The organism is Streptomyces sp. 184, from assembly GCF_045781775.1.
Lineage (GTDB): Bacteria > Actinomycetota > Actinomycetes > Streptomycetales > Streptomycetaceae > Streptomyces.
Genome location: NZ_CP123230.1, coordinates 1,002,664 through 1,027,102, shown reverse-complemented (window position 1 = coordinate 1,027,102; position 24,439 = coordinate 1,002,664). Strand labels below are relative to the sequence as shown.

General features: G+C 75.1%; 21 protein-coding genes and 3 pseudogenes. 9 read left to right on the top strand and 15 right to left on the bottom strand.

Annotated features, from left to right (window positions below; all coding sequences use genetic code 11):
- Positions 1-92: 92 nt before the first annotated feature.
- Positions 93-659, bottom strand: a pseudogene (locus QBL21_RS04560) (RNA polymerase sigma factor); the annotation flags it as partial.
- A gap of 232 nt (positions 660-891) precedes the next feature.
- Here QBL21_RS04560 and trpS point away from each other — a divergent pair.
- The 3 genes and pseudogenes from trpS to QBL21_RS04545 all read left to right on the top strand — a co-directional run.
- On the top strand, positions 892-1,920 hold the full coding sequence (trpS, locus tag QBL21_RS04555) for a tryptophan--tRNA ligase (RefSeq protein WP_407560673.1): 1,029 nt from the start codon (positions 892-894) through the stop codon (positions 1,918-1,920).
- 21 nt (positions 1,921-1,941) lie between these two features.
- Positions 1,942-2,523, top strand: coding sequence for a 2'-5' RNA ligase family protein (locus tag QBL21_RS04550; RefSeq protein WP_407560672.1), 582 nt, complete (start codon positions 1,942-1,944; stop codon positions 2,521-2,523).
- A 244-nt stretch (positions 2,524-2,767) separates the two neighbouring features.
- Positions 2,768-3,544 (top strand): annotated as a pseudogene (locus QBL21_RS04545) (YihY/virulence factor BrkB family protein); the annotation flags it as partial.
- Here the strand turns inward: QBL21_RS04545 and QBL21_RS04540 are convergent.
- The 3 genes from QBL21_RS04540 to QBL21_RS04530 form a co-directional block, all read right to left on the bottom strand.
- Positions 3,461-4,849 (bottom strand): D-alanyl-D-alanine carboxypeptidase family protein, encoded by a 1,389-nt coding sequence (locus QBL21_RS04540; protein WP_407566303.1) that lies wholly within the window; start codon positions 4,847-4,849, stop codon positions 3,461-3,463. The pseudogene QBL21_RS04545 and the gene QBL21_RS04540 sit on opposite strands and share 84 nt — an antisense overlap.
- A 103-nt stretch (positions 4,850-4,952) precedes the next feature.
- The gene (locus tag QBL21_RS04535; RefSeq protein WP_407560671.1) at positions 4,953-5,489 is read right to left on the bottom strand and encodes a hypothetical protein; all 537 of its coding nucleotides are present in this window, start codon (positions 5,487-5,489) and stop codon (positions 4,953-4,955) included.
- A 67-nt stretch (positions 5,490-5,556) separates the two neighbouring features.
- Positions 5,557-6,120 (bottom strand): SagB/ThcOx family dehydrogenase, encoded by a 564-nt coding sequence (locus tag QBL21_RS04530; protein ID WP_407560670.1) that lies wholly within the window; start codon positions 6,118-6,120, stop codon positions 5,557-5,559.
- A gap of 61 nt (positions 6,121-6,181) precedes the next feature.
- On the opposite strand from QBL21_RS04530, the pseudogene QBL21_RS04525 reads away from it, so the two are divergent.
- Both QBL21_RS04525 and QBL21_RS04520 read left to right on the top strand, forming a co-directional pair.
- Positions 6,182-6,409 (top strand): annotated as a pseudogene (locus QBL21_RS04525) (SCO4848 family membrane protein); the annotation flags it as partial.
- A gap of 129 nt (positions 6,410-6,538) precedes the next feature.
- Complete coding sequence (locus QBL21_RS04520; protein WP_407560669.1) at positions 6,539-8,158, top strand: metallophosphoesterase; 1,620 nt, start codon at positions 6,539-6,541, stop codon at positions 8,156-8,158.
- Positions 8,159-8,213: 55 nt separating this feature from the next.
- Here the strand turns inward: QBL21_RS04520 and QBL21_RS04515 are convergent, their stop codons facing one another.
- Positions 8,214-9,716 carry a PLP-dependent aminotransferase family protein gene (locus QBL21_RS04515; protein WP_407560668.1) on the bottom strand — a complete coding sequence of 501 codons (1,503 nt, stop codon included), beginning with the start codon at positions 9,714-9,716 and terminating at the stop codon, positions 8,214-8,216.
- Between the two features lie 46 nt (positions 9,717-9,762).
- On the opposite strand from QBL21_RS04515, the gene QBL21_RS04510 reads away from it, so the two are divergent.
- Together QBL21_RS04510 and QBL21_RS04505 are read left to right on the top strand one after the other, a co-directional pair.
- Positions 9,763-10,233 (top strand): carboxymuconolactone decarboxylase family protein, encoded by a 471-nt coding sequence (locus QBL21_RS04510; protein ID WP_407560667.1) that lies wholly within the window; start codon positions 9,763-9,765, stop codon positions 10,231-10,233.
- A gap of 14 nt (positions 10,234-10,247) precedes the next feature.
- A complete protein-coding gene (locus QBL21_RS04505) occupies positions 10,248-10,994 on the top strand; it encodes an isocitrate lyase/phosphoenolpyruvate mutase family protein (protein ID WP_407560666.1) in 747 nt (248 codons plus the stop codon).
- 105 nt (positions 10,995-11,099) lie between these two features.
- Here QBL21_RS04505 and QBL21_RS04500 read toward each other — a convergent pair whose 3' ends face one another.
- The 8 genes from QBL21_RS04500 to QBL21_RS04465 form a co-directional block, all read right to left on the bottom strand.
- Positions 11,100-13,076 (bottom strand): PsbP-related protein, encoded by a 1,977-nt coding sequence (locus QBL21_RS04500; protein ID WP_407560665.1) that lies wholly within the window; start codon positions 13,074-13,076, stop codon positions 11,100-11,102.
- Between the two features lie 29 nt (positions 13,077-13,105).
- Positions 13,106-13,738 (bottom strand): hypothetical protein, encoded by a 633-nt coding sequence (locus QBL21_RS04495; protein WP_407560664.1) that lies wholly within the window; start codon positions 13,736-13,738, stop codon positions 13,106-13,108.
- Entirely contained in the window at positions 13,735-15,393 is a 1,659-nt protein-coding gene (locus QBL21_RS04490; RefSeq protein WP_407560663.1) for a hypothetical protein, read from the bottom strand. The genes QBL21_RS04495 and QBL21_RS04490 overlap by 4 nt, the downstream gene beginning before the upstream one ends.
- A gap of 35 nt (positions 15,394-15,428) precedes the next feature.
- A complete protein-coding gene (rpmF, locus tag QBL21_RS04485; protein WP_407560662.1) occupies positions 15,429-15,635 on the bottom strand; it encodes a 50S ribosomal protein L32 in 207 nt (68 codons plus the stop codon).
- Between the two features lie 105 nt (positions 15,636-15,740).
- A complete protein-coding gene (locus QBL21_RS04480) occupies positions 15,741-16,739 on the bottom strand; it encodes a malate dehydrogenase (RefSeq protein WP_407560661.1) in 999 nt (332 codons plus the stop codon).
- 182 nt (positions 16,740-16,921) lie between these two features.
- Positions 16,922-18,451 (bottom strand): helix-turn-helix domain-containing protein, encoded by a 1,530-nt coding sequence (locus QBL21_RS04475; protein WP_407560660.1) that lies wholly within the window; start codon positions 18,449-18,451, stop codon positions 16,922-16,924.
- 129 nt (positions 18,452-18,580) lie between these two features.
- Positions 18,581-18,964: a DUF3017 domain-containing protein gene (locus QBL21_RS04470; RefSeq protein WP_407560659.1), complete on the bottom strand. Its 384-nt coding sequence runs from the start codon at positions 18,962-18,964 to the stop codon at positions 18,581-18,583.
- Positions 18,964-19,854: a bifunctional methylenetetrahydrofolate dehydrogenase/methenyltetrahydrofolate cyclohydrolase gene (locus QBL21_RS04465; protein ID WP_407560658.1), complete on the bottom strand. Its 891-nt coding sequence runs from the start codon at positions 19,852-19,854 to the stop codon at positions 18,964-18,966. Before QBL21_RS04465 ends, QBL21_RS04470 begins: the two co-directional genes overlap by 1 nt.
- A gap of 110 nt (positions 19,855-19,964) precedes the next feature.
- Here QBL21_RS04465 and QBL21_RS04460 point away from each other — a divergent pair, with 110 nt between their 5' ends.
- Positions 19,965-20,570, top strand: coding sequence for a hypothetical protein (locus QBL21_RS04460; RefSeq protein WP_407560657.1), 606 nt, complete (start codon positions 19,965-19,967; stop codon positions 20,568-20,570).
- 96 nt (positions 20,571-20,666) lie between these two features.
- On the opposite strand, the gene purH is transcribed toward QBL21_RS04460, so the two are convergent.
- A complete protein-coding gene (gene purH / locus QBL21_RS04455) occupies positions 20,667-22,202 on the bottom strand; it encodes a bifunctional phosphoribosylaminoimidazolecarboxamide formyltransferase/IMP cyclohydrolase (protein ID WP_407566302.1) in 1,536 nt (511 codons plus the stop codon).
- Positions 22,203-22,302: 100 nt separating this feature from the next.
- A complete protein-coding gene (gene purN / locus QBL21_RS04450) occupies positions 22,303-22,950 on the bottom strand; it encodes a phosphoribosylglycinamide formyltransferase (RefSeq protein ID WP_407560656.1) in 648 nt (215 codons plus the stop codon).
- Positions 22,951-23,282: 332 nt separating this feature from the next.
- Between purN and QBL21_RS04445 the strand changes: the two genes are divergently transcribed.
- Positions 23,283-24,332, top strand: coding sequence for a hypothetical protein (locus QBL21_RS04445; RefSeq protein ID WP_407560655.1), 1,050 nt, complete (start codon positions 23,283-23,285; stop codon positions 24,330-24,332).
- Positions 24,333-24,439: the final 107 nt, after the last annotated feature.

The following is a 24,439-nucleotide window of genomic DNA, read 5'->3' as shown; positions in this document are numbered from 1 at the left end:
GAACCACGTCCCGCACCGCGGCCCGCACCCCTCCCCACACCACCGGACGCCCCACCACCCGACCCGCCGCCCGGCGCCCCGCCCCGCTCCCCCAGCAGTCGTTCCAGCTCTCGCAGCGCCCGGCTCAGCCGCGACTTCACCGTCCCCCGTGGCACCCCCAGCGCCGCCGCCGTCTCCGCCTCGTCCAGGTCCAGCAGGTACCGGTGGATCACCACCTCCCGGTGCCGCTCCCGCAGCGCCCGCAGCGCCGTCACCAGCTCCTCCCGCCGCTCCGCCGCCAGCGCCACCCCCACCGGGTCGCCGCCCGGGGCCGCACCTGCGGCCGCACCCCCCGCCGCGCCGCCGGTCACCGCCCCGCCGACGTCCACCGCGCCGCCCGCCAGGGCGCCCGCGCGCTCGTTGGCCGCCCGCCGCCGCGCCGCCGCGCGCACTGTGTTCTTGGTCTCATTGGCAACGATCCGCAGCAGCCACGGCCGGAACGCCGCCCCGTCCCGGAAGCCGCCGAGCGCCCGGTATGCCTTGATGAAGGCGTTCTGCACCGCGTCCTCGGCCTCCGCACCCGCCCCCAGCAGCAGCGCGAGCCGGTGCGCGGTCTCCGCGTGCGCGCGCACCAGTTCCGCGTACGCCTCGGTCTCCCCGTTCCGTACGCGCGCCACCAGACGTGCCTCACCCGCACCGTCCGCGCTGATCGCCGCCCTCCCCCAGCACCCTCCGACACCCGGCCCGCAGACCGCCCGCAGACCGCCCGCAGACCGTCCGCGGCCCGCCGAGACCCGAGACCCGGCCCGAGGACGATCCGCAGAGCGTCCGCGGCCCCGGGCCGCCTCCCCGTCCCGGGCCCCGGCACCCTCCCTACACCGTCGGCCCGAAGCGCGTTCCACACCTGAGAGAATGAGCGACATGGCAGCCCCGACCCATCGCCCCCGCGTGCTCTCCGGCATCCAGCCCACCGCCGGCTCGTTCCACCTCGGCAACTACCTCGGCGCCGTCCGTCAGTGGGTGGACCTTCAGGACACGCACGACGCGTTCTACATGGTGGTGGACCTGCACGCGATCACCGTGCCGCAGGACCCCAAGGAACTGCGCAACAGCACGCGCCTGGCCGCCGCGCAGCTCCTCGCCGCCGGTCTCGACCCGGACCGCTGCACGCTGTTCGTCCAGAGCCACGTGCCCGAGCACGCGCAGCTCGGCTGGGTGATGAACTGCCTCACCGGCTTCGGCGAGGCGTCCCGAATGACGCAGTTCAAGGACAAGGCCGCCAAGCAGGGCACGGCCAACACCACCGTCGGCCTCTTCACGTACCCGGTCCTCCAGATCGCCGACATCCTGCTCTACCAGGCGGACGCCGTCCCCGTGGGCGAGGACCAGCGCCAGCACATCGAGCTGACCCGCGACCTCGCCGAGCGCTTCAACGCGCGCTACGGCCGGACGTTCACGGTCCCCGCGCCGTACATCCTCAAGGAGACGGCCCGGATCTACGACCTCCAGGACCCGACCGTGAAGATGAGCAAGTCCGCGTCCTCGCCGAAGGGCCTGCTCAACCTCCTCGACGAGCCGAAGTCCTCCGCGAAGAAGATCAAGAGCGCGGTGACGGACACGGACACCGAGATCCGCTACGACCCGGAGGCCAAGCCCGGCGTCAGCAACCTCCTGACCATCTACTCGACGCTCACCGGCGCCACCGTCTCCGAACTTGAGCAGAAGTACACCGGCAAGGGCTACGGTGCGCTGAAGACCGACCTCGCGGAGGTGGTGACCGAGTGGGTGACGCCGTTCCGCACCCGTACGCAGGAGTACCTGGACGACCCGGAGTCGCTGGACTCGCTGCTGGCCAAGGGCGCGGAGAAGGCGCGTGCGGTCGCGGCGGAGACACTGGCCGAGGCATATGACAAGGTGGGCTTCCTGCCCGCCAAGCACTGAGTGCCCGTGAAGGAGACGCTTGTGGGGACCGTGACGGTCGGTGTTTCGATCGCCGTCCCGGAGCCGTACGGCAGCCTGCTACAGGAACGCCGGATCGGCTTCGGCGACACCGCGGCCCACGGCATTCCCACGCACATCACGCTGCTGCCGCCGACCGCGGCCGACGCCGGGGAGCTGCCGCGGATCGAGCGGCACCTGGCGCAGATCGCCGACTGCGGGGTGCCCTTCCCGATGCGGCTGAGCGGTACGGACACGTTCCGGCCGCTGACGCCGGTGGTCTTCGTGCAGGTGGTGGAGGGCGCGGCGGCCTGCTCCTGGCTCCAGAAGATGGTCCGGGACGGCTCCGGGCCGCTGGCCAGGGAGCTTCAGTTCCCGTACCACCCGCATGTGACGATCGCCCACGACATAGACGAGGCGGCGATGGACCGGGCGGCGGCGGAGCTGGCGGACTTCGAGGCGGCGTGGTCGGTGGGCGGGTTCTCGCTGTACGAGCAGGACGCGGAGGGCGTGTGGCGGCTGGAGCGGGAGTTCCGCTTCGGCGGCGACTCGGCGCTGGAGCTGCCGGCGCAGACCCGCTCGGAACCGGCCCCGTCCCCGGGCTGACCCGGCCGACACCCGGCTGACCCCGGCGGCACCTGGCGCCGACCCGGCGGGCGCAGGCGTACGACACCCACCACACCCCCGCAGCACACCACAACCCCCACCCCCCGCACGCCACGCCCCCCGCGTGCCGCGCCGCCTCCCCCACGCACCCCACAGATAACCTGGCGTTTCCGGGGCATACGCCAGGTTCGTACGGCCGCCGTGCATCCGGTGGCGCTCGGGGGACGCGACGGCAGGAGTCAACGTGGAGTGGCTGACCAGGTTGCCCGGCGTCGGCCCGTACATCGCCCGGCTGCTGCGCACCCGCCCCTACCGGGCGTTCGAGTACGTCCAGGACCGGCACTGGAGCCGGCTCGCGGGGGCCGTGACGTTCAGCAGCTTCGTCGCCCTCTTCCCGCTGATCACCACCGCCGCCGCGCTCTCCGCGGCGCTGCTCAGCGACAGCCGGAAGAAGGACTTCGAGCGGTGGATCACCGAGCAGGTGCCCGGCATCTCCGACCGGCTCGACCTCGGCGGTCTCTTCGCGAACGCCGGCACGGTCGGGCTGATCTCGCTCGCCCTGCTGATGTTCACCGGCGTCAACTGGATCAGCACACTGCGCGACGCGCTGCGCGCCGTGTGGGACCGGGCGGACATCCCCGAGAACCCGTTCGTCGGCAAGGGCAAGGACGCGCTCATCCTGCTCGGCCTCGGCGGCACGGTGGTCGTCTCGCTGATCGTCTCGGTCACGACCACGACCGCGGCCGACGCCGTGCTCGGCCGGCTCGGTGTCGAGGAGGGCGGCTGGGGCGGCGCGCTGCTGGAGGTGGCGGCGTTCGCGGCGGCGGTGACCGCGGGGTTCCTGCTGCTGGTCTACGTCCTGACCCGGCTGCCCGGCGTGCACCCGCCGCGGCGGCGGGTGGTGGAGGCCGCGCTCGCGGGGGCGGTGGGCTTCGAGCTACTCAAGCTTCTTCTCAGCGGATACCTCAGCGGCGTCGCCGGACGGAGCGTCTACGGCGCTTTCGGCGTCCCCGTCGCGCTCGTTCTCTGGATCAACTTCATGGCCCGCCTGCTGCTCTATTGCGCCGCCTGGACGGCCACGCCCGACGAGGTCGGGGAGCGGCCAGCGGCGGTGGATGACGTACGCGACGATCGCGAGCAGCGCGACTGATCCGACGGTGATGGCGAGCGCGGTGCCGACGCCGCCCTCCTCCTCGCCGTCCGCGGCGGTGGGCCCGGCGCCGTCGGACGCGGACGGCTGGTCGCCGGAGCCCGCGGTGCCCTGGCTGTTGTCGGCGTTCTTGCCGGAGTCCTGGCCGGCGTCCGCGCCGTCCTGCGGGCCCATGCCCTCCGGCGGGACGAGTTCGCCGACCGGCTGCACGGCGGGCGCGGCCTTGAAGCCCCAGTCCAGCAGCTTGCCGGCCTCCTTGTAGACGGCGTTGGACTCGTCCTCGTCGGGGTGCATGACGGTGACGAGCAGCACCCGGCCGTCGCGCTCGGCGACGCCGGTGAAAGTCGCGCCGGCGTTGGTGGTGTTGCCGTTCTTGATGCCGGCGATGCCCTTGTAGACGTCCACGTCGACGTCGCCGGTCAGCAGCCGGTTGGTGTTCTGGATCTCGAAGTACTCGCGCTTGCCCTTCTTGCCGGTCTTCCCGCCGGGGAACTTCGCCCGGGGGGTGGCGGCGTACGCGCGGAAGTCGGGGTTCTGCATGCCGGCGCGGGCGAAGAGCGTGAGGTCGTACGCGCTGGAGGTCTGCCCCTTCGCGTCGTACCCGTCGGGGCTGACCACGTGGGTGTCCTCGGCGCCCAGCTCGCGCGCCCGCTCGTTCATGGCCGCGACCGTGGCGTCGACGCCGCCGTTCATGGCCGACAGCACGTGCACGGCGTCGTTGCCGGACCGGAGGAAGACCCCGAGCCACAGCTCGCGCACGGTGTAGGTGAGGTTCTCCTTGATGCCGACGAGGCTGCTGCCCTCGCCCATGCCCTCCAGCTCCTCGGCGGCGACCTCGTGCTTCTCCTCCTTGTTGAAGAGGGGCAGCAGGGTCTCCGCGAAGAGCATTTTCAGCGTGCTGGCCGGGGGCAGCTTCCAGTGCGCGTTGTGCGCGGCGAGCACCGCACCGCTCTCGGCGTCGGCGACGACCCAGGACCGGCCGGTGAGCTTCTTCGGCAGTTCGGGGGCGCCGGTGCCGAGATCGACGTGGGTGCCGGGCTGGCCGAGCAGCGTGCCCCCGACGTTCGACATCTGGTCGGGCGGCCGCGGCTTGTCGTCCTGGGCCGCGGCGGGCGCGACGCCCCCGAGCGACAGGAGCGTGGCGGCGGCGGCGAGCGCGGCGCCGCGGATAGTCACATGAGATGTCGACACGTCGCGAACCTACCTGGAGTCGCCTTCGATGTGGACACCGAGGTGCGCTAGTTGGCCGAGAGCGCCCCCGGATGGAGCCGATGGGACGTTACGACCCGGCCTGCACCTCGCGGGCCTGCCGGGTGCAGACCCCCATCAGGACCTCGGCGAGCGCCATGTGGTCGTCCAGTTCGTCCACCGGGTCGAGCTTCATCCAGCAGACGACCGTCCCCACGCGGGCGATCACATTGAGGGTGGTCTCGTCGAGGTCGGTGTTGACGTGCTGGAGCGCGGTGGCCTCGTCCGCCTGGCCGGGGAAGGACACCGCGGTCGCCTCGTTGCTCGTCCGGTACGTCTCGACCTCCTCCCGGAAGCCGCCGGCGGCCACCTCGACGCTCCTGCACGCCGCGACCTCGAACTCGGCCGTGACCATCATCGCGCCCTCGTACGGTCTCATCTCGTACCGGGATAAGCCCTGGTGGCAGGGGGAGGCCGAGCCGGCGGCCGGTTCGGCGCGCTCCTGCCAGCCGGGCGGCATGGTCCCCAGGCCCGGCAGGACCTGCTTCGTCTCGGCGACCGACAGCGCGCGGGGAGCGTAGCCGCCGCCCGGGCCGCCGTCCGAGTCGCCGTCGGTGATGACCGTCACGCCGGTCCGGGCGTTCGGATGGCGTTTGCGGCGCTGGTGGTGCGGGTGGTGGTTCGGGGTGGGCCGGTCAGGTAAGTGTCGTGCGGCGGAACGCGTCGAGTCCCGCCGGGGAGGCGATCGGCTGGGCACCCTCGTCGGGCAGGCCGGCTCCGAGGACGTGCACCGGCACGTGGGTCACCGCGTCGAGTCCGAAACTCTCCGCCAGAGCGCCGTCGTTGCAGGCGGAGAGCTGCATCGAGCCGAGACCGAGGGCCGTGGCGGTCAGGACGAACGTCTGGCCGAGGTGTCCGGCGTTCAGGAGGCCGACCCGGTACGAGCGCGCGGTGGCGCGATGGTCGTTCAGGCGGCCGATGACGGCGGTCAGGACGAGGAGGAACGCGGCTTTGCCGGCATGCTGCTGGCCGGCGCGCAGGGCGGAGACCTCGGCGCCGGTGCAGCCCTGGGCGAGGAGTTCGAGGGAGTGCTCGACGGCGTTGTAGTGGTACCACCCCGGGGCGAGTCCGTGCACGTGGGGGGCGGCGAGATATGCCTCCAGTTCCTGGCAGGCGCCCGCGCTCGGGCTGGTGCGGCGGTACCGGGCACCGCGCGGGCCCGTGTCGATGAAGTCGACGGGTGCGAAGACGGTGTGCACTCCCGCGGGCCTCCCGGAACCCCGGCCACCGGTCGGGGCGCGGGGGTGCGAGGCTAGGCGTATGCACCTCTCACGCCGCGCTTCCTGGTTTCTGCTCGCCTTCGGCGGGTGGTCCTGGTTCGTCTGGATCACGTTCGTCCGCAATCTCTGGAAGGACTCCAGCGGGCTGGCCTTCGAGGACGGGGACCCCACGGGGTACTTCTGGGTGCACCTCACGCTGGCCGTGGCGTCCTTCGCGCTGGGGACGACGATCGGGTGGCTGGGGCTGCGGGGCGTGCGGGCGGCGCGGCGGGGTGACGGCGAAGCCGGGGCCGCTGCCGCTGCCGGGGCCGCTGCCGCTGCCGGGGCCGGGGAGGCTGCCGGGGGCGGCGCGGGCGGGGACGTGCGCGAGGCGACGGCCGGGGCCGGGAGGTAGGCCGTGGTGTTCGTGCCGATTCTGATCGGAATGCTGCTGCTCGTCACCGGGGCGCACTGGTACGTGTGGCGGCGGCTGGTCCGCGACACCATGCGGCGCGGCGGCTGGCCGCGGCGGCTGGGTACGTCGGCGGTCGTGCTGCTGCCGCTGATGGCGTTCGCGACGATGGCCTCCGAGCGGGCCGGGGCGCCGATGCCGGTCCAGCAGGCGCTGGGGTGGCCGGGGCTGATGTGGCTGGCGCTGCTGCTGTATCTGCTGCTGGCGCTGGCGGTGGGCGAGTTGGTGCGGCCGGTGCTGCTACGGGTGCTGGAGCGGCGGGCGGCGCGGCGCGGGGCGGGTGCCGTCGGCGGTGTGGCCGTTGCCGGCGCTGCCGGTGGTTCCGGTGGTGCGGGCGCAGCGGGTGCTGTGGGTGTTGCCGGGGCGGTGGACGAGGCGGAGCGCGAGGCGGCCGTGGCGGCGCTCGCGCAGCAGGTCGCGGCCACGGAGGCCGCGGAAGAAGAGTCGGCCGGCGACGGCGTCGGCGGAGGCGGCATCGGCGGAGGCGGCGGCGTCGGTACGGAGACGAAGGCGCCGCTGCGGCTGGGGCCGGTCACCGGGGTCGCGGACGGCGGGGACGCGGCGGGCGGGGGTGCCGGTGGTTCGGCTGACTCTCGTGGTTCCGCTGGTTCCGTTGATTCCGCTGGGTCCGCTGGGTCGGGCGGCTCCGGCAGTTCCGCCGGGTCCGCTACCGGGTCCGGTAGGGCCGCGGTCGGCGGCGCCGGGGGCTCCGCGGGGGACCGTGCCGACGTGTCGCGGCGGCTCTTCGTCGCCCGTACCGTCGCGATCGGCGCCACCGCCGTCGCCGCCGGGACCGTCACGTACGGCGCGTACGGCGTGCTCGGCCGCGCGCCCCGGGTGAAGAACGTCACCGTCCCGCTGGCCAAGCTGCCCGCGTCCGCCGACGGCTACCGCATCGCCGTCGTCAGCGACATCCACCTCGGGCCCGTCCTCGGCCGCCGCCACACCCGGCGGATCGTCGACACCATCAACGCCCAGCGCCCCGACCTCGTCGCCATCGTCGGCGACCTCGTCGACGGCTCCGTCGACCACCTCGGCACGGCCGCGGAGCCGCTGGGGCAGTTGGAGGCGCGCGACGGCTCGTACTTCGTCACCGGCAACCACGAGTACTTCACCGGCGCCTCCGGCGCCGCCGAATGGCTCGACCACCTCCGCGAACTCGGCCTGCACCCGCTGGAGAACGCCCGTGCCGAGCTGGCCGGCTTCGACCTCGCCGGCGTCAACGACGTCTCCGGCGAGGACGTCGGTGAGGGCCCCGACTTCGCGCGCGCCCTCGGCGACCGCGACACCTCCCGCGCCTCGGTGCTCATGGCCCACCAGCCGGTCGTCATCCACGACGCGGTGGACCACGGCGTCGACCTCCAGTTGTCCGGCCACACGCACGGCGGCCAGATGTGGCCGGCCACGTACGTCGCCGAGGCGGCGAACCCCACGCTGGCCGGGCTGGAGCGGTACGGGGACACGCAGTTGTACGTCACCCGCGGCGCGGGGGCGTGGGGGCCGCCGGTCCGGGTGGGTGCGCCGTCGGACATCACGGTGGTGCGGCTGGCGTCGCCCGCGGCGTGAGGCCCCGTGGCCGCAGGGCCGGATCCCCGCGGGCGCCGGACACCTCCTATGTCTCCTACGTCTCCGCCTCCAGCACCCGGCACAGCGCCGCCAGCGCCCCCGGGTACAGGTGGTCCGGCGGCGCGCCGTACCCCACGACCAGCGCCTCCCCCTGCGGCCCCGGCTCCTCCCCCGCGGGCGCCGGCGCCGTGAAGTCGCCGCCCTCCTCCCACGCCGCGTTGCCGTACTGGTACGCCCCCATCCTGGCCACCGCCAGCCCTTCCCGCGCCGCCCGCGCCAGCACCCGCCGCTCGGTGCCCGGCGGCAGCCGTACGACGGCGTGCAGCCCCGCCGCGATCCCGGTCACCGTCACCCGCGGCGCCCGCCGCGCCAGCTCGGCGACGAGGCGGTCGCGGCGGCGCCGGTAGCGCTGGCGTGCCGCGCGTACGTGCCGGTCGTAGCCGCCGGACTCGACGAACTCGGCGAGGGTGAGCTGGTCCACCACCCCCGGCGGCGTGCGGCTCAGCGCCTGCACCTCGTGCACCGCGCGCAGCAGCCGCTCCGGCAGCACCATCCAGCCCAGCCGCAGCGCGGGCGACAGGCTCTTGCTGACCGTGCCCAGGTGCGCCACGTGCTCCGGGTCGAGCGACTGGAGCGCCCCCACCGGCTGCCGGTCGTAGCGGAACTCGCCGTCGTAGTCGTCGTCCAGCACCACCCCGCCCGTCGCCCGCGCCCAGTCGACGGCCGCCGCCCGCCGCTCCGGGGCGAGCGGCACGCCGGTGGGGAACTGGTGCGCCGGGGTGAGGAGGACGGCGCCCGCGCCGGTCGCGGGCAGCGCGGCGGTGGCGATGCCCTCGTCGTCGTACGGCAGCGGCACCGTCCGCAGCCCGGTGTCGGCGAGCAGCCGGCGGTGCAGCCCCAGCCCGTACGGCTCGACCGCGACCCGCCGCGCCCCCTCCGCCCGCAGCACCTCCGCCAGCAGCCGCAGCCCGCTGGTGAACCCGGAGCAGACCACGATCCGCTCCGGCTCCGCGTACACCCCGCGCGCCCGCGCCAGATACCCGGCCAGCGCCCGCCGCAGCTCCACCCGCCCGCCGGGCCCCTGGTGCCCGAACGCCGCCGAGGGCGCCGCCGTCAGCGCCCGCCGCGTGGCCGCGGCCCACGCGGCGCGCGGGAAGCGGGCGGCGTCGGGGGCGCCGGGCAGCAGGTTGTACGTCGCCCGCCGGTCCAGCGCGTGCCGCGGCGGCGGCTGCACCTGCGCCGCGGCGCCCGCCCGGCGCGGCTCGCTGCGGGCGGCGACGCGGGTGCCGGAGCCCTGCCGGGCGGTCAGCCAGCCCTCGGCGACCAGCTCGGCGTACGCGTCGGCCACCGTGTTCCGCGCCACGCCCAGGTCGGCGGCGAGCGCCCGGGACGACGGCAGCCGGGCGCCGGGCGCGAGCCGGCCCGTACGCACCGCGTCGCGCAGCGACCTGATCAGCGCGGCACCCGCCCCGCGACTGCCCGCGCGCACGTCGACGTGCAGGTCCAGGGAGCGCTGGAAGTCTCGTAGCTCCGCTGAAGTGGCCCAGGAATCCGCCATGGAAATGGACCATACATCTGGGATATGAAGATCTAGCGTGGGAGGCATGACACAGCGCATCAACCTCTTCGAACTCGCACCCGATGTCCACCGCGCCCTGGTCAGGGTGGAACAGGCGGCCAAGAAGGGCCTCGACCCGGTCGTCTTCGAGCTGGTGAAGCTCCGCGCCTCCCAGATCAACCACTGCGCGTTCTGCATCGACATGCACTCGAAGGACGCGCGCGCCGCCGGCGAGACCGAGCAGCGCCTGTACCTCCTGAACGCCTGGGAGGAGGTGCCGCACCTGTACACGGAGAAGGAGCAGGCGGCGCTGGCCCTCACCGAGGCGGTGACGGTGCTGACGGACGGGTTCGTACCGGACGCGGTGTACGAGCGGGCGGCGAAGCACTTCGACGACCAGGAGCTGGCGCGGCTGATCGGGGTGCTGACCGTGATCAACGCGTGGAACCGGTGGTGCGTGACGAGCCGGGCCGAGGCGGGGCACTACCAGCCCGGCCAGTACGAGCAGCAGGCGTGAACGGCGGCGCGGGCGTGACCGGGGACGGAAGCGTGGCGGAGTTCCGGGCCCTGCACCACGGCAGGGCGGCGGCGGACCCGCTGGTCCTGCCCGGCCCGTGGGACGCCGCGAGCGCCCGTGCCTTCGCCGACGCGGGCTTCCCGGCCCTGGCCACCCCGAGCGCCGGCATCGCCGCGGTCCTCGGCTACGGCGACGGCGAGGCGACGCCCGCCGCCGAGATGTTCGCGGCGATCGCCCGGATCACCCGGGCCGTGGACGTGCCGGTCACGGCGGACGTCGAGGCGGGGTACGGCCTGCCGCCGCGCGAGCTGGTCGAACGGCTGCTGGCGGCGGGGGCGGTGGGCTGCAACCTGGAGGACACGGTCCACCCCGGCAAGACCCTGCGGGACGCGGCCGAGCAGGCGGACTTCCTCGCGGCGGTACGGGCCGAGGCGGGCGACCGGCTCTTCGTCAACGCCCGCGTCGACACCTTCGCACGCGGCGTGCCCGACCCGGCGGCGGCGGTCGAACGCGGCCGGCTGTACGCGGCGGCGGGCGCGGACGGCGTCTACCCGATCGGGGCGCCGCCGCGGCACCTGCGCCTGCTCGCGGACGAGATCGGCCTGCCGGTCAACGCCCTGGCCGTACCGGACGGCCCGGGGCTCGCGGAGCTGGGCAGGCTGGGGGCGAGCAGGATCACGTTCGGGGGCGGGTTGCTCGACAGGACGCTGGCGGCGGTACGGGAGCTGGCGGCGGAACTGCGTGGGGACGCGGCGGGCTGAGGGGCGGGGGCCACCGTCAGCGGCCCTCACGCCTCGAACCCGGCCCCCGCGTCTCAAGCCACTCCCGCGCGTCATGCTGCGCCGCGCGGCAAGCTCCGTCCCCCCTCAGGCCCCGCCCGGCTCCGCGCACTCCGCGTCCGTGCAGAACGACTCCGCCATCGCGTCGACGACCTCCCGCTGCCGCGGCCACTCCGCCTCCGGGCCCGAGACGAGGAGCGCGTACATCTTTCCGTCCGCGGTCAGCCGGTCGTGCAGCAGGACGCGCCGCTGGCCGAGCAGTTCGTCGGTGTACGAGTAGTCGTACTCCGCGGCGTTGCCCAGATCCGCCATGTCGTTGCGCTGGTAGCCCTCGACATCCCGCTTGGTGTCCTCGATTATCTGCACGGCCTCGAACGGGGTGACCTGCTCGGACACCTCGTAGACCTGGATGAACGCGCCGTTCGTGACGGGCTCTTCGTAGAAGACGGACACGCCGTCGGTGCGTCGCTCCCAGCCCTCGGGCACGGCGTGGGAGTAGCCGTCCTCGATGGCGACGAGGAAGCCGGGCGGTACGCCGGACTCCGAGGGGGACGGCGACGGCAGCTCGGGCGACGGGGAGGGGTCCTCCGAGGGCGCCTTCGGCTCCACCGCGGCGCTGCGCTGCGGCTTCGCCTCCTTCTCGCCGTCGTCGCCCCCGCCGAGGAGCAGCCAGCCGCCGGCGACGAGCCCGCTGGCGACGATCACGACGAGCCCCACCACCGCCGCGACGGCCCCGCGGCGGCGCGGGCGCTCGGGCCCGGCACCGATCTCGTAGCCGGGGTACGGGGCGTAGCCGGCGGCGTAGTGGTCGTACGAGACGTCGGGCCCGTGCCCATGCCCGTGTACGTCGCCGGGTGCCGGTGCGTACGCCCCCGGGTACCCGGGTCCGGGCGGCGGGGTGGCCGCCTGCGTCGGCAGGTCGGGCGGCGGCGGGGGCAGGACCCCGGGCCCGTCGTCGGGGCCCCAGCCGGGTGCGGTGGGGGGCGGCGGGTGGGCGGACTGCGTCGGCAGGTCGGGCGCCGGGGTGGGCCCGGGGCCGCCCGACCAGTCGGGTGCGGTGGGCGGCGGCGCCGCGACACCGGCCCCCGCCGACCAGTCGGGCGCGGTCGCGGGCGGCTGTGGGGGCGGCGGTGCGTCGGGCCCGGCTTCCGCGGCCCCTTCGGGCCCGGGCGACGGCGGCTCCGCGTACAGGTCCTCCCACCACTCCCGAACGCGCGCCGGCGGGGAGTCCGAAGGCCCCTCGCCCGCGTCGGCGGCGGTCGCGCCGACGGCGGCGTCCGGCGCGGCGTCGGCGGCGGTCGCGCCCCCGGCCGCCGCGGCGGCGGCGGGGGCGTCCGGAGGTGCGTCCGCCGGGTCGGGGACCCTGTCCTCCGGGGCCGGATCCGTGGCCGGGTCCGGGGGCGGCGGGGTTGCCGCGGCGGAGCCGGGGCCCTGGCTCCCGTCCTCCGTACGGGCCGCGGACTCGGCCGGTCCGTCGGCCGGGTCACCGGCGTCCGCCGCGGGGGCGGCGCCTGCGGTGGGCCGGTCCGGACCCGGCCCGGCGGGTGCGTCGGCCGGGGCATTCGGGGCGTCGGAGCCGGTGTCGGGCGTGCCACCCGCCGCGGGCCGGTCACCGGCGGCGTCCGCCCGGTCGTTGTCGGGGTCGGCGTGCCCGTCTTCCCCGGGCCGGTCGACGCCTGCGTCCGCCGGGTCGCGACCGGGGTCGGCGACCTCGCCCTCCGCGGGCCGGTCGGCGGCGGCGTGCGCCCGGTCGTGACCGTGGGCGGCATCCTCGCCCTCCGCGGGCCCGTCAGCGGCGTCCGCCCGGTCGTGATCGCGGCCGGCGTCCTCGCCCTCCCCGGTCGGGGCCGCCGCCTCCGGGTCTGTACCCCCGGCGGGCCCGCCCGCCGCGGCCGGGACCGCGTCCCGTACCTCGTCCTCCACCGCAGCGTCCGGCGACGGCAACGACGGCGGTCGCGCGGGGGGTTCGGGCGGCGGCGGGGGCAGCGTCGGGGGCGGGGGGACCGCGGGTCCCTGGAGCCACTGCTGCGCATCCTCGTCCCAGTACGACCCGCCGCTGCTCATGTCCCTCTCCCCTGTCCCCCGCCCGGCTGTCAGCCGAGCAACCGGCCGATCGACTCCACCGCAGCCGCCGCGGCGGCACCGCCGGTGGCGGCGAACTGGCCCAACTCCAGCCGGTCCCGAAGCCGTTCCAGCCGGGTACGGTCTCCCCGGCCGGCCCGCGCCTCGGTCTCCAACTCGATCAGCTCCTGCTCGTCGGCGACGGCCGTCGCCGAAGGCGGCTGCGCGAGCAACTCGGCGCGCAGCGCGCGGAGACTCGTCGCCAGCGCCTCGGCGTCCGCCGCCACCCCGAACCGTATCGAGGAGTCCACGGCCTGCGCCTGCGGCCCCTGGGCCACGGCACCGCCCGACATCGTGCCGATATTGATCCCTCCGGGCAAGGGCGGCGGCACGCTCGGCGGAGGCGGAACCGGCGCCGAAGGCACCCCCGGTGCTCCCGGTGCCCCCGGCACTGCCGGCACGCCCGCGCCGGGCGGCACGGCCGGGCGCCGGCCGCGGTCCTCCGCCCGGGCGCCCTGCCCCGCGGCCACCGCGCCCCCGCTCAGGTTCCCGATCTGCACCCCGCCCCCCGCGGCGCCGCCGTCCCCGCCCCGTACCGCCTCGTCTTCCTGCCCGCTCATGCCCTGCCCCGCCTCTCCCCCGCCGTTCTCCGCCGTACCGCTCACGACCCCGCGCCTCCTCCGTCGCCCCGCTGCGTCGCCGTCGCCCCCTGGCCCGACGCCACCGCGCCGCCGCTCATCGCGCCGATGTACACGCCGCCCTCGTTCACGTTGACGATGTACTGCTCGAACTCCCCGGTCTCGTATCCGCTCGCCCGCAGCGCCTCCGTCACCCCGCTCGCGATGCGGTCGCGGACCGTCTTCACGTACCGGCTCACGTCCATCTTCTGGAACAGCGAGACATCCGGCGTCACGCCCAGCTCCCGCACCGACGCCGCCGGGCCCTCGCCCGGCAGCCGGGCCCCGTCCGCGAGCCAGGTGCGGAACACCGACGCCATGGTGCTGCCCATGGCGATGACCGACGCGATCGACGACGTCGGCGCGGCCAGCAGCGCCCGCGCGAAGGTCCGCGCGCCGCCGCCGCGGGCGGCGAGGCGGTCGATCTCGCGGAAGTCCGGCCGCACCGGCGGCAGGACGTGCGGCACGACCTCCAGCACGAGCATCCCGCCCTGCGTGTGCACCCGCACCAGGATCGTCACCACGACCTGCTCCGACCACGCGCCGACGCGGACGCGCAGGAAGTAGCGGCGGGCCTCGCCGCCCTCGTCCACGGAGCCGCCGACGTGCTGGTCGACGCTGGCCTCGTCGCGGCGGACGTCGCCGCGCTGCGGGGGCGGGGGGAGGTAGACGAGGTGGGCGACCTCCAGGTCCTTCAGCCGGTCCCGGCTGCCCGCGGCGGTCGCGTCGCGCAGCGCGGCGAGCCGCGGCAGGATGAGCTCGATGACCTTGCGGCTGGTCAGCGTCTCGCCGCCGGGCCCGCCCGGGCGCCGCTTCAGCTCCACGGCCAGCGACCAGGGTTCGTACGGGACGCCGTAGCCGACGAACGGGCGGTCGAAGTCGTAGACGGTGAGCCGCGAGTACTGCTCGTGGGCGATGGCCGCGGCGACCCCGTGGTACGGGTCCGCAAGGCCGGGCGGCACGGCGGCGGGGAACCCCGCGGGGGACAGCTCGTCGCGCGCGATCCTCTCCATCCAGACCCGGTGCGCCCACACCGGCCACACCAGCAGCAGCGGGAAGACCGTCGCCGGCCAGGCGCCCTCCGGGAGCGCGTAGAGGGCGATGATCCAGTAGAAGACCATCTGGATGTACGCCAGGACACGCAACACCCGCCCGAAGCGGGCCCGCCGGAACGACGGCCGCCCGGCGGCGTGCACCCCGGCGGCGTAGACGTCGAACCCGCCGCGCCCGCCGACCGCGGTGGCGATCCACAGGATCGCGCTCGACACCGCGTACGCGATGGCCCACACGCCCGCGTACGGGACATTGTCGATCAGCACCACGTCGCACAGGACGAACGCGGCCCAGACCGCGAGCACCCACAGCGCCGTCATCGCCTCCCGGCCGCGGGCGCGCAGCGCGTGCCCGAGCACGGTGACGACGTCGATGCCGAGCGACGGCGCGACCGCGCGTTCCCGGTGCTCCACCAGCTCCTGAAGGACCCGGCGCCGGAAGTCCGGGTCGAGATAGGTCCCGGCGCACAGCAGCCGGGTGGCCTCGCTGTACCGGGCCACCGGGCTGCCGGCGGCCACCGGCGCGGCGGGCCGCGGCACGGCCGCCGCCGCCGTCGAAACGTCCTCACTCTGCGACAACTCGTCCCCCAAGTCCGCTTTTTGAGTGGACCGAGCGTAACGTGTCGCTAGCCGAGAGTCACTTTGCGAGTCAAGGATGTGCCCGTTTCGGTACCCCGACGGGGGCCGGACGGCCCTGCCCGGAGTACGCGGGGCGCTGCGGGCGAGGGACCTGACGGCCCTTGTACGGCCCTTGTACGGCCCTTGTACTGCCCGCAGTTCGGGCAGGCGGCATGCGACGGCCTGGGCTCACCGCAGCCGAACAGTGCCCGCACGCGCGACCGCGGCGAGCCCTCCCGGGGGAGGACTCGCCGCGGCCGGTCGACGGGCGGGGGCGTCGTCGCTTGGTGTCGTGCGGTCGTCGGGCGGACGCCCGGTGATCAGACGAGGCCGAGGCCGCTGACCGCCTCGCGCTCCTCCGCCAGCTCCTTCACGGAGGCGTCGATACGGGTCCGCGAGAACTCGTTGATCTCCAGCCCCTGCACGATCTCGTACGCGCCGTCCGCGCAGGTCACCGGGTACGAGGAGATCAGGCCCTCGGGCACGCCGTACGAACCGTCGGACGGGATGCCCATGGACACCCAGTCGCCCTGCGGGGTGCCGTTGACCCACGAGTACACGTGGTCCACCGCGGCGTTGGCCGCCGACGCCGCCGACGAGGCGCCGCGCGCCTCGATGATGGCCGCGCCGCGCTTGGCGACGGTCGGGATGAACTCGTCGGCCAGCCACTTCTCGTCGTTGACGACCTCGGCGGCGTTCTTGCCGGCGATCTCGGCGTGGAAGACGTCCGGGTACTGGGTCGCGGAGTGGTTGCCCCAGATCGTCAGCTTCTTGATGTCGCCGACCGCGGCGCCCGTCTTCTTCGCGAGCTGCGACAGCGCGCGGTTGTGGTCGAGGCGGGTCATCGCGGTGAACCGCTCGGCCGGTACGTCCGGCGCGGCGGCGCGGGCGATGAGCGCGTTGGTGTTGGCGGGGTTGCCGACGACCAGGACCTTGATGTCGTCCGCGGCGTGGTCGTTGATGGCCTTGCCCTGCGGCTTGAAGATGCCGCCGTTGGCCTCCAGCAGGTCGCCGCGCTCCATGCCCTTGGTGCGCGGGCGGGCGCCGACGAGCAGCGCGACGTTGGCGCCGTCGAAGGCGACGTTCGGGTCGTCGGTGATGTCGATGCCGCGCAGCAGCGGGAACGCGCAGTCGTCCAGCTCCATCGCGGTGCCCTCGGCGGCACCGAGGGCCGGGGTGATCTCCAGCAGCCGCAGCTTGACCGGCACGTCCGGGCCGAGGAGCTGGCCGGAGGCGATACGGAAGAGCAGCGCGTAGCCGATCTGCCCGGCCGCTCCGGTGACGGTGACGGTGACGGGGCTGTCGGGAGTGCGGGTCATGGTGATCTCTCCGATGAGGGGGCGCGACGTACGGGCTGGCGGGGCCCGGGCGGCCAAGGGCAGCCGTGCCCCCGGGGTCAATCTATCCGACTGGCACGGAGTGCCGGGGGGCGGCCGGTGTGGGCCCGATCACGGCGGCACCGCGCGTACGGGGCGGGAGGGGCGGTCGTACGGGGGCCCGTTCACGGCGGCGGGGTGCCCTCCGTGCAGCCCTCGGTGCCGTCGGGGAGCGCGGCGCAGGCCCGTACCGAGTCCGGCTTCGCCGCGTCGACCATCGCCGTGTAGCCCTCGGTGTTGCCGGCCGACGCGTCCTCGCGGACCGGCTCCTCGCCGGGCACCTCGGTGAGGGCGGTGACGGTCGAGCCGGGCTCGGCGGCGGTGATCCGGGCCCAGGCCGCCTTGCAGGGCTCGCTGTAGCGGATCTCCAGGAGCATTTCGCCGACGTACGTCTGCGTGGTCGTACGGGCGAAGTCGCCGCCGCAGCCCATCTCGTCGGGGTCCTTGCCGGTGCAGTCGTCGCCCTGGCACTCCACGCCCTCGGGCAGCGACTCGGACTCGGACGGCGACCCGGATGCGGAGCCGGCGGGGCTGGAGTCGGGCGGGCCGCCGCGGGGTTCCTTCTGCTCCTCGACGCCGGGGTCGGCGATCAGGCCGTGGCCGACGTAGACGACGCCGGCGCCGCTGCCGGTGAGGAGCAGCGTGACGAGGCCGGCGAGGAGCACGCGGCGCAGCGGCCAGCTCTTCCGCGCGCGGGGTGCGGAGGAGGTGAGGGGGGTGGAGGCCGCGGGGATACGGGACGTCGCGGCGGTGCCGCCGGCCGGCTCCGGGTCCGGGGCGGAGGCGGCGGAGGCGGCGGCCGGGGTGGGGCGGGTCAGGGCGCGGAGTTTGGTGGTCTCGTCGGCGTCCCGGGCGGGGTCGGCGGGGTCGGCATCGGTGCCGGCGTCGCGCCCTTTCCCCGCCGCGGCTCCGGCAGCGGTCCCGGCTCCGGCTCCGGCGGCGGTTCCGGCAGCCGCCCCGGCTCCGGTCCCGGTTCTCCTGCCTGCTCCGGTGCCGCGTTCGGCCTTCGTGCCGGCGCCGGTCTCGCCGCCGGTCCCCGTTCCGGCGCCCGCCGCCGTCGGCCGGCCACCCGGCGACTCCTCCGCCCGCACCCGCCGCTCCGGCGGCGGCGGGGGCCCGGGGCGTACCGCCGAGCGCTCGGTGGCGTCGGGGCGTACGGGGCGCTCGGGCCCCTCCGTCGTTCTCCCGGTCCGCGCGGGACCGGGTATCTCCTCCGGCCGGGGTGCCGCGCCCGCGCCGGACACGTCCTCGCCGCGTCCCCTGCCCCGGCCCAGGACCCCCCGCAGCCCCCGCCCCTGCCGGCCGCCCGGCGGCGGCAGGTCGTCCAAGTCGGGGCCCGGCTCCGCCGCCCGCAGGGCCCGTAGCGCCGACTCGTTGCGCAGCTCCGCCCGGCTCCAGGCGCGGTCCGCCGCGCCCCACTCGGCCATGAGCTGCTCGTCCCGCGCCGCCGTCACCTCCGCGAACGCGACCACCGACTCCCGCGACGGCATCAGCCGCCCGTTGAGGTAGCGCTCCCACGACGACCTGCTGTACCCGGTGCGGTCCGCGACCTCCGAGACGGTCAGCCCGCTGCGGTCGACCAGCCGGCGCATGTGCTCGGCGAACTCCCGTATCTGCGGGTCCAGCTCGTCCGGCAGCTCCTTCCAGCGAGGCATCGCTACTCCCTTGTTCCCCCTCGGTCCCCGTGTCGCGCTCCCGCTCCAGCATCGCATCTGCCAGGGCCGACGTGGAGATACCGGGTACGCACCGGGCTGTTCTCGATACGCCGCCGGGCAGCCGGCCCGTCAGCGTACGGAGAAGTGGACCGCGTCCTCCACGAACGGCAGGTCGAGCCACGGGTCCGGCATCGCGACCAGCGCCAGCAGCACGATCGCCAGGCCCAGCACCCCGAACGTCACGATGTCGGTGAACCGGGACCGCACCGCCAGCATGCCCACCTCCGGCACCAGCCAGCGCAGCACGCCGCCGACGAGCAGCGCCCCGCCGACGACCAGCGTGCCCTCGCGGAACGGGCCCGCGGCCACGGTGACGAACCCGGCCGCCGCTATCGCCAGCACCAGGAGTACGGGCCACTGCCGCGCCGGCGGCGGCGCGTGGCGGGACGCCGCCCGGCCGCCGCCCTCGGGGCGTACCGTGCCGCGGGTCGGGAACGCCGTGCGACGGGCCATCACGGAGCGGCCGTGCCCGGCCCGGAGAGCCCGGACCCACCGGTCGCGGCCTCGGCCGCCTCCACGACGTTGACCAGGAGCATCGCGCGCGTCATCGGCCCGACCCCGCCGGGGTTCGGCGACAGCCAGCCCGCGACGTCCGCGACGCCCGGGTGCACGTCGCCGACGATCTTGCCGTGCTCGTCGCGGCTGACGCCGACGTCGAGGACGGCCGCGCCCGGCCGGATGTCCGCGGGCTTGATCAGGTGCGGCGAGCCGGCCGCGGCCACGACGATGTCGGCCTGCCGCAGGTGCCCGGCGAGGTCGCGGGTGCCGGTGTGGCACTGGGTGACCGTGGAGTTCTCGGACTTGCGGGTCAGCAGCAGCGGCAGCGACCGCCCGATGGTCACGCCGCGCCCGACCACCACGACGTGCGCCCCGTTCAGCTCCACCCCGAACTGGCGCAGCAGCCGGATGCAGCCGTTGGGCGTGCAGGGCAGCGGCGCGGGGTCGTTGAGCACCAGCCGGCCGAGGTTGGTGGGGTGCAGCCCGTCGGCGTCCTTGGCCGGGTCGATCAGCTCCAGCACCCGGTTCTCGTCGATGTCGCGCGGCAGCGGGAGCTGGACGATGTAGCCGGTGCAGTCCGGGTCCTCGTTCAGCTCGCGGACGACCGCCTCGATCTGCTGCTGCGAGGCCGTCGCGGGCAGCTCGCGCTGGATCGACGCGATGCCGATCTCGGAGCAGTCGCGGTGCTTGCCCGCGACGTACTTCTGGCTGCCCGGGTCGTCGCCGACCAGGAGGGTTCCGAGGCCGGGCGTGACACCCCGGCCCTTGAGCGCCTGCACGCGCGTGGCAAGCTCGGACTTGATCGCGGCCGCGGTGGCCCTGCCGTCGAGAATCTGGGCGGTCATGGGCCCATCCTCCCCGATGCTGCGGGTAACAGACCAATCAGCCGGTCTGGACAGCCGTCCTCGGGCCAGGTCAGTGTGTCAGTACGTCCAAACCGCGGAAGAAGGGCACCGTGAGCCTCCCCGACCAGAACAACCCCTACGGCGGACCCCAGGGCCAGCAGCAACCGCAGGCGCAGCAGGCTGGGCAGCCTGCCCAGCAGCCCGCCCAGCAGCAGCAACAGCCCTACGGCTACCCGCAGCACCCCGCCGCCGGCCAGCCGTACCCGATGTACCCGGGCGGCCCCGGCCCGTACGGCGCCGTCGAGTACCCGACGAGCATCCCGGGCAAGGCGACGGCCGCCCGCATCATGATGTTCATCTCGGCCGGGCTACAGTCCCTGCTCTCCCTCCTGCTGCTCATCGGCATCGCGGTGGCGAAGGACGACTTCGAGGAGGGCTTCCAGGACGGCTCGGGCGTCGACGTCCCGGCCGAGGCGGTGGCGGTCGTCGCCGGCATCTACCTCGTGCACGCGATCCTGGGCATCGTCCTGGCCTCGATGTTCGGCAAGGGCGCCGGCGGCGTCCGCGTCGGCAGCATCGTGTGGCTGAGCTTCCTCATCCTCTTCGGTGTGCTGGCGCTCCCGCTCGGCATCATCTGGGTGACGCTCGGCATCATCTCGATCGTGATGGTCGCGAACCGCAACACCGGGCGGTGGTTCGCACGCCCCCGGCAGTGACGTGACCTCCGTGACACGACCTTCGTGACCTACGACAGGAGCCCCGCCGGCGAAGGCGGGGCTCCTGTCGTACGTACCGGCGGACCTCCGTGGACCTCAGTGGTAGAAGTGCCGCGCGCCCGTGAGGTACATGGTCACGCCGGCCTTCTTCGCGGCCTCGACCACCTGCTCGTCGCGGATCGAGCCGCCCGGCTGCACCACGGCCCGTACGCCCGCGGCGAGCAGCACCTCCAGCCCGTCGGGGAACGGGAAGAAGGCGTCCGAGGCGGCGTACGCCCCGGCCGTGCGCTCCGCGCCCGCGCGCTGCACGGCGAGCCGCGCCGAGTCGACGCGGTTGACCTGCCCCATGCCGACACCCACGGTGGCGCCGTCCTTCGCCAGCAGGATCGCGTTGGACTTCACCGCGCGGCACGCCCGCCAGGCGAACGCCAGGTCCGCCAGGCCCGCCGCGTCCAGCGCCTCGCCCGCGGCCAGCGTCCAGTTGGCCGGGTCGTCGCCCGCGGCCTGGAAGACGTCCCGGTCCTGCGCCAGCAGCCCGCCGTCGACCGGCCGGAACTCCCGCGCCCGCCGCGGCACTCCGGGGCTGCGCAGGATGCGGATGTTCTTCTTGCGCGTCAGCGCCTCCAGCGCCCCGTCCTCGTACGCCGGCGCCACGATGACCTCGGTGAAGATCTCCGCGACCTGCTCCGCCAGCTCCCTGGACACGGGCCGGTTGACGGCGATGACGCCGCCGTACGCGGACACGGGGTCGCAGGCGTGCGCCTTGCGGTGCGCCTCGGCGACGTCGTCGCCGACTGCGATGCCGCAGGGGTTGGCGTGCTTGATGATGGCGACGCAGGGGCGCTCGTGGTCGTGCGCGGCGCGGCGGGCGGCCTCGGTGTCGACGTAGTTGTTGTACGACATCTCCTTGCCGTGCACCTGCTCGGCGCCGGGCAGGCCGGTGCCGGAGCCGTCGGTGTAGAGGGCCGCGGCCTGGTGCGGGTTCTCGCCGTAGCGCAGGGGGTTCAGGCGGGTGTACGCGGCGCCGACGAAGTCCTGCGGGCCGTCGTCGGCGGGAGCGTAGTCGCCGGCGAACCAGTTGGCCACGGCCACGTCGTACGCCGCCGTGTGCTGGAACGCCTCCGCCGCGAGCCGCTTGCGCTGCGCCAGGTCGAAGCCGCCGTCGGCGACGGCCTTGAGCACCTCGTCGTAGCGCGCCGGGTTCACGACGACGGCGACCGACGGGTGGTTCTTCGCCGCGCCGCGGACCATCGAGGGGCCGCCGATGTCGATCTGCTCCACGCACTCGTCGGGCGAGGCGCCGGAGGCGACGGTCTCCGCGAACGGGTAGAGGTTGCTCACCAGCAGCTCGAACGGCTCGACGCCCAGCTCAGCGAGCTGGCGCCGGTGGTCGTCGAGGCGCAGGTCGGCGAGGAGGCCGGCGTGCACCCGCGGGTGCAGCGTCTTCACCCGGCCGTCCAGGCACTCGGGGAAGCCGGTCAGCTCCTCGACCTTCGTCACCGGCACCCCGGCCGCCGCGATGCGCGCGGCGGTCGAGCCGGTGGAGACGAGCGCGACCCCGGTCTCGTGCAGCCCGCGGGCCAGCTCCTCCAGGCCGGTCTTGTCGTAGACGCTGACCAGCGCGCGGCGCACCGGCCGCCGGGTGCCAGCGGCGGACGCGGACTCCTGGGACGCTGAACCCTGGGACGCGGACTCCTCGGACGCGGAACCCGCCTTGCTCGCGGACCCTGTATCACTCACCGAACCGAACCTTCCGATCTTCGACGCGGTAGCCGTCCCGGGCCAGCCGGCCCACGACGTCCACGAGCAGCCGGCGTTCGACTGCCTTGATGCGCTCGTGCAGCGCTTCGCCCCCGTCCCGGTGGTCCGCCTCGCGGACCTCGACCGCGCCCTGCGCGATGATCGGGCCGGTGTCGACGCCTTCGTCGACGAAGTGGACGGTGCACCCGGTGACCTTGACGCCGTACGCGAGCGCGTCGCGTACGGCGTGGGCGCCGGGAAAGCTGGGGAGCAGCGCGGGGTGGGTGTTGACGAACCGGCCGCCGAAGCGGGCCAGGAACTCCTTCCCCACGATCTTCATGAACCCGGCCGAGACCACGAGGTCGGGCTCGTACGCGGCGGTGGCCTCGGTCAGCGCCCGGTCCCACTCGGCGCGGGTGGCGAAGTCCGGGACCCGGCAGACGAACGCCGGCAGCCCGGCGCGCTCCGCGCGCAGCAGCCCGGCGGCGCCGGCCTCGGCGGTGCGGTCGGCGCCGACCGCGACGACCTCGGCGCCGTAGGCGTCCGCCCCCCGCTCGGCGACGGCGTCGAGCAGGGCCTGAAGGTTCGTACCGGAGCCGGAGACGAGCACGACGAGGCGGGCGGGCGCATGCGGAACCACGAGGGATCTCTCTTCGGCGGGCGATTGTGTGTCCGTACGGGCCGCGGGAACCTGGGGTGCCAGGGGTCCCGGGGAGGGGCGGCGGACGTCTGCCACCATACCGGGCGTCCCCTGGCGGGGCCTCGGCAGGCCGGGCGGGGTAGCGTCTCCGGTAGCAGTTACGCGCGCCCGCGTACGCGCCCCGGCCGAGCGGGCAGACGACCTGAGGAGACGACGCCGTCCAGATGCAGCCGGACCGACGCCGCAGCGCGGCCCTCCGACGCCCCGTCCCCGCATCGGCCGGGGCCCCCTCGCCGTCCCGTGGGCGGTTCGGCGCGCCCCGGGACGTGCTTGTGCCCGGACAGGGCGGCGTCGCGTACCGCGACGCCCGGCCGCCGTCGGACGCCGAGGCGGCGCCGCCGCCGGAGGGCGGCGGGCCGGAGGCGCCGGGCGGAGCGGGGCCGGCGCCGGGCGCGCCGCCGCAGCCGCAGGACGCGCCGCCCGCGTACGGGCCGGGGCCCTACGGCGCTCCGCCGCAGGGCATGCCGCGCCACGGGCCGGGGCCGCAAGGTGCGCCGCCGCAGGGGCCTCCGCCGCAGGGTCCGCAGGGGCCGCCCGGTGACGGCGGCCAGCAGGGCGGGCAGCAGGACGGCGGCCCGGGCAACGGGCAGCAGGGCGATCAGGGCAACGGCCAGCAGGGCGGGCAGGGCAACGGGCAGAACGGTGGGCAGGACCAGCCGCCGCCCCCGTGGGGCAACCAGTGGAGCAGCCACCAGCCGCCCCCCGGGCACGGCAGTTGGGGCGGCGGCGACCAGGGCCAGCCGGGCCCCGGCGGGCCGGGCGGCCCGCAGGACCCGGGGCCCGGGCAGGGCCCCGGCGGCTCCGGCGACGGGCAGGGCCCGGACCGGAAGAACGGCAAGGGCGACGGGCCGGGCGGCAATCTGCGCTGGGACCCGACCGACCCGGTGCAGCGGCGCTCGCGGTACGCGCTGCTCGCCGGCATGTGGGGCTTCTTCTTCGCCCTGTTCAACTGGTGGCCGCTGGCGCTGCTCCTCGGCGCGCTCGCGCTCTACTGGGGCATCGACGCGCTGCGCGGCAAGTCCCGGGCGCAGCCGGGCAACGCGGCCGGCGGCAACGGCCGCAACGGCAACGCCGGCGGCACCGACGCCTTCGGCCAGCCCGTCCAGCGCCAGGCGAAGGGCGGCCGGCCGCACACCACGGCGGCGATCACCGGCATCGTGGCGGCGGGCATCACGCTGTCCATCGTGCTCATCGGGTTCTCGGTGCAGATCGCGTACCGGGACTACTTCAACTGCCGCAGCGACGCGCTGACGGAGGCGTCGAAGGACCATTGCAGCAACGAACTGCCCAAGCCGCTGCGGACGTTCTTCGAGCGCGACTGAGGCCACCGGCCGCGAAGCGGTCGTGTACGTGCCCGGGCGCCCGCGGCGGCGCGCCCGGGCACGGTGCGTACGGGCCGGGCCCACGGGCCGAGGGCTCACGGGCCGAG

Coding starts and splice junctions, on each gene's coding strand:
- trpS (WP_407560673.1), top strand. CDS start 892: ATGAGCGACATGGCAGCCCCGACCCATCGCCCCCGCGTGCTCTCCGGC.
- QBL21_RS04515 (WP_407560668.1), bottom strand. CDS start 9,716: ATGGCGGATTCCTGGGCCACTTCAGCGGAGCTACGAGACTTCCAGCGC.
- QBL21_RS04510 (WP_407560667.1), top strand. CDS start 9,763: ATGACACAGCGCATCAACCTCTTCGAACTCGCACCCGATGTCCACCGC.
- QBL21_RS04500 (WP_407560665.1), bottom strand. CDS start 13,076: ATGAGCAGCGGCGGGTCGTACTGGGACGAGGATGCGCAGCAGTGGCTC.
- QBL21_RS04480 (WP_407560661.1), bottom strand. CDS start 16,739: ATGACCCGCACTCCCGACAGCCCCGTCACCGTCACCGTCACCGGAGCG.
- QBL21_RS04475 (WP_407560660.1), bottom strand. CDS start 18,451: ATGCCTCGCTGGAAGGAGCTGCCGGACGAGCTGGACCCGCAGATACGG.
- QBL21_RS04470 (WP_407560659.1), bottom strand. CDS start 18,964: ATGGCCCGTCGCACGGCGTTCCCGACCCGCGGCACGGTACGCCCCGAG.
- QBL21_RS04465 (WP_407560658.1), bottom strand. CDS start 19,854: ATGACCGCCCAGATTCTCGACGGCAGGGCCACCGCGGCCGCGATCAAG.